This window comes from Paenibacillus sp. 23TSA30-6 (genome assembly GCF_014858585.1).
In the GTDB taxonomy this organism is placed as follows: Bacteria; Bacillota; Bacilli; order Paenibacillales; family Paenibacillaceae; genus Paenibacillus.
The window spans coordinates 1-3,855 of the sequence record NZ_SLTL01000069.1 but is presented as its reverse complement, the minus strand read 5'-3'; the positions used below and the strand labels follow the sequence as shown (position 1 = coordinate 3,855).

1 protein-coding gene is annotated in these 3,855 nt (G+C 49.4%); it reads right to left on the bottom strand.

Translation table 11 applies throughout. The annotated features are described in order from the left end of the window. A partial coding sequence (locus E0698_RS26045) for a non-ribosomal peptide synthetase (protein ID WP_192513403.1) occupies nt 1–3,855 on the bottom strand: 3,855 nt, incomplete at both ends.

Sequence of the window (3,855 nt, the reverse complement as noted above, 5' to 3'; positions counted from 1 at the left end):
TGAATTCCAGCCGTCAGACCCGCGCCCAAATCAAAGTCCAGGCGCTTCGTCTGATAACCTGTTTTGCTCTGGATTTTTGCCTGTGGCAAACCAGACTGCTCCTCATATCCATCCAGATACCTGCTCCAATAGTTTGAAGCAGCCTGACGATCCTGCTGCTCCAGCCACTCAATATATTGGCTATATGGCGTTACAGGTCCCAGTTCCGGCTGTTTATGGGCGAGAATCGCAAAGTAACTCGCAAATACCTCATTCGTCACCAGCGACAAGCACCAGCCATCCATTAAAATATGGTGAAAGCTCCATACAAAACGATATGTTTCCTCAGCCGTATGCAAAATCGCGACACGCATCAAAGTATCCTTCGCCAGATCAAAGCCTCTCTGCTTGTCTTTTCGCGTATATTCGAGAATATAATCGTTCCGCTTTTCTTCCTCCATATCTCGCAAATCCTCTACACACAACTCACTGCGTTTATTCCGGTACACAACCTGCAGGGGCTCGTCCTTCCAGCCGCTATAAAAATTTGTCCGTAGTACAGAATGCCGCTGTACTAGCAGTTCCAGACTCGCTGTAAACGCAGCCAGATTTAAACATCCTTTCAGGTCAAAGGAGGACTGCTCAAAATAAGCACCCGATTGAGAATCCATCAAATTGTAAAACAGCATCCCCTTCTGCATCGGTGTTAGTGCATATATATTCTCTACTTCTCCAACCGACTGCGCTTGTTCCACAATGGCATCCAATTGCTCCACGGTGAGTTCCTTAAGCAGTACGTCGCTAGGTGTTAGCTCCGTCCGTTCTCGAGATATGCAATGCCTGATCACTTCCTGTAAATTCTTCTTTAACAGATGAACCAGATTTTCTATTGTATCCTTGCTGAATGTCTTGCTATTATATTTAATCTCAAGCTCCAACCTGCCACCTGTTACCATTCCCCCCACGTCTAAAGCAGATTTCAGCTCAATTCGGTCGCTGAAATCTCTTCCAGACGAATAGGGTGAAGTGTGAATATCGCTATTTTGGAGATCCTGATCAAACTCTCCCAGATAGTTAAAGTTCACCTGTGGTTCAGGATGGCCCCCTTTTTGACCTGTTTTACTCAGATATCTCCAAATACTGTAGCCGATGCCTTTATGCGGTATTTGACGCAGACCCTCTTTGACCTGTTTTATACGTCTCGACACGTCGGATTTCTCTCCAATATTCAACAAAACCGGATATTGACTTGTAAACCAACCAACCGTACGAGAAATATCAATGTCTGGTATAATGCCCTCCCGTCCGTGCCCTTCCAGATTTATAAGGATACTCTCATGGCCCGTCCAGGCATACAGCGTCATACCAAGAGCAGTCAGCAGCAAATCGTTCACTTCCGTGCTATATGCATGATGCGCTTGTTTCAACAGTTGAACGGTCTCTTCCTCTGTGAGTTGCATTGTTACGGTGTCCATGTCGCGAATCATAAATCTGCCATCATGCTCATAATCCTCAGGTAATATAGCCTGATCAGAACTGATTACTTTGTCTAATTGCTCCCAGTACGCGCGTTCGCTCTCCATTGCCGGGCTGATTGCATAAACAGCCAATTTTTCAGACCAGGCACGGAAGGAGTCCGTCTTATCAGGCAAATGAATTGCTTCTCCATTCACAGCTTGCGCATAAGCAGTCGCGAAATCTTCAAACAAGATACGCCACGATACCCCATCCACTACCAAATGATGAATCACGATCAGCAAATGGTCACCATCCGCACAACGGAACAAACCGACTTTCATTAGTGGCCCTTCATTTAAAGAAATACTGCTTTGAATCTCATTGGCTTTAGCCTCAATTGCTTGGTTCAGCTCCGATCCAATGGGTATATCGTTGAAGTCCAACATATCAAGATGATATAGCTCACCTTCTTGCGCCCCCCGATTCCACGCTTCATAGCTATGCTCCGTTTTGCGGAACACCGTTCGCAGAATATCATGATGTTCCACCAGTTTTGTCAGTGTCAGGCGCAGTGCCGACTCGTTAAATCTCTGATCCTGGTGTAGCATAACAGCCTGATTAAAGTGATGTGCAGCCGTTTCATCCAAATCTGCAAACCAATGTTGAATCGGCGTAAGCAACACATTCCCCTTAATCTCACCCTGCTCGGCAGTTCTGACACCCGCCACACTCAAGTACGGAGCCAATTCTGACACACTCGGATGCTTAAACAATGTCTTCATATCCAGCTTGTAGCCTGCCTGAAGCAGACGTGAAGATACTTGAATCGCCTTGATCGAATCGCCGCCCAAATCGAAGAAGTTTTCTAGCAAGCCAATTGGCTTCTTACCCAGTACAGTTTGCCAGATGGAAGCCAGCACCTGCTCTGCATCCGTTTGTGGAGCAACATATTCACTTCTACCCTGAAAATTTGTTTCCGATGCTGGCAGTACTTTGCGATTAATTTTACCGTTCGGGGTCAGCGGCATGTTCTCCAGTTGTACGAAGTACGCAGGCACCATGTAGTTTGGCAGCTTCTCACCCAGCAAGCTGCGTAGCTCACCTGCATTCACTTCTCGCTCTGCCACATAGTAGGCGACCAGTTGGTTTTGCCCCTGCTCATCTGCACGTGCCAGCACGATGACCTCCTGCACATCTTCCACTTTCAAAATTTGCGCCTCGACCTCGCCCAGCTCAATCCGGTACCCCCGGATTTTAACCTGATGGTCGATCCGGCCCAGATATTCGATGTTGCCATCCGGCATCCATCTCGCCAAGTCACCTGTCCGGTACATGCGTTCATGGCCCGCTTCTCCATTCGCAAACGGATTCGGTACGAATTTCTCCTCCGTCAGCTCTGGACGATCCAGATAACCGCGTGCCAGACCCGGCCCGGATACGCATAACTCACCCGCTACGCCCACTGGTGCCAGATGACCATGTGCATCCACCATGTACACCCGATGGTTTGGCACAGGACATCCGATGGAAATCAATTGTCCTGCTCTCGCATCCTCAGACACCGGCCATATCGACGTAGCTACCGAGTTTTCGGTTGGGCCGTAGCCATTGTAGTACGCAACCTGATCCTTCCACTTGTACACCAGCTCTATCGACGATGCTGATCCGGCTGTGAACAGAATACGCAGGCTTGGCATCCGTTCCGGCTCCAGATAGACCGCATAGGTCGGCGACAAGGCTGCCACGGTAATATGATGATCCGCCATATATTGCTCAAACCGCTCGTAGTTCAAAATCGTCTCTGACGTTGGCACATACAACGTGGCTCCACAGAACAGCGCCTGGAAGATTTCCCAGCAAGCCGCATCAAACGAATAGCTGGCGAACAACAACGCATGATCCGACGTGCTGATGCGTAGCGTCTGATCGAAATAGACTTTCAGGTTGCACAGTCCGTGATGCTCCAGCATAACGCCCTTCGGCTGGCCTGTCGTTCCCGACGTGTAAATCACATACGCCAAATCGTTCGGCCCGGATACAGGCTCCAGGTTTGAACCGTCCTCGTGATAGACCGCCTGCTCTCCATCCAAAACCAGCACCTTACCGTCGTCGAAACCCACTTTTTCCACCAGATGATTTTGCGTCAATAACAGCTCCGCACCCGAATCGTCCAGCATGTAGCGAATACGCTCTTCCGGATACGTTGGGTCTATCGGCACATACGCTCCCCCGGCCTTCAAAATCCCGAAGATGCCTACGATCATATCCACCGAACGCTCGGTCATGAGACCAACCAAACGATCTTTCGTCACTCCGTGACTACGCAAGGTGCGGGCCAAATGGTTGGCGCGTTCGTTCAGCTCGCGGTAGCTCAGTTGCTCTCCCTCGCAGAACAATGCTGCCTGCTCCGGGGTCTGC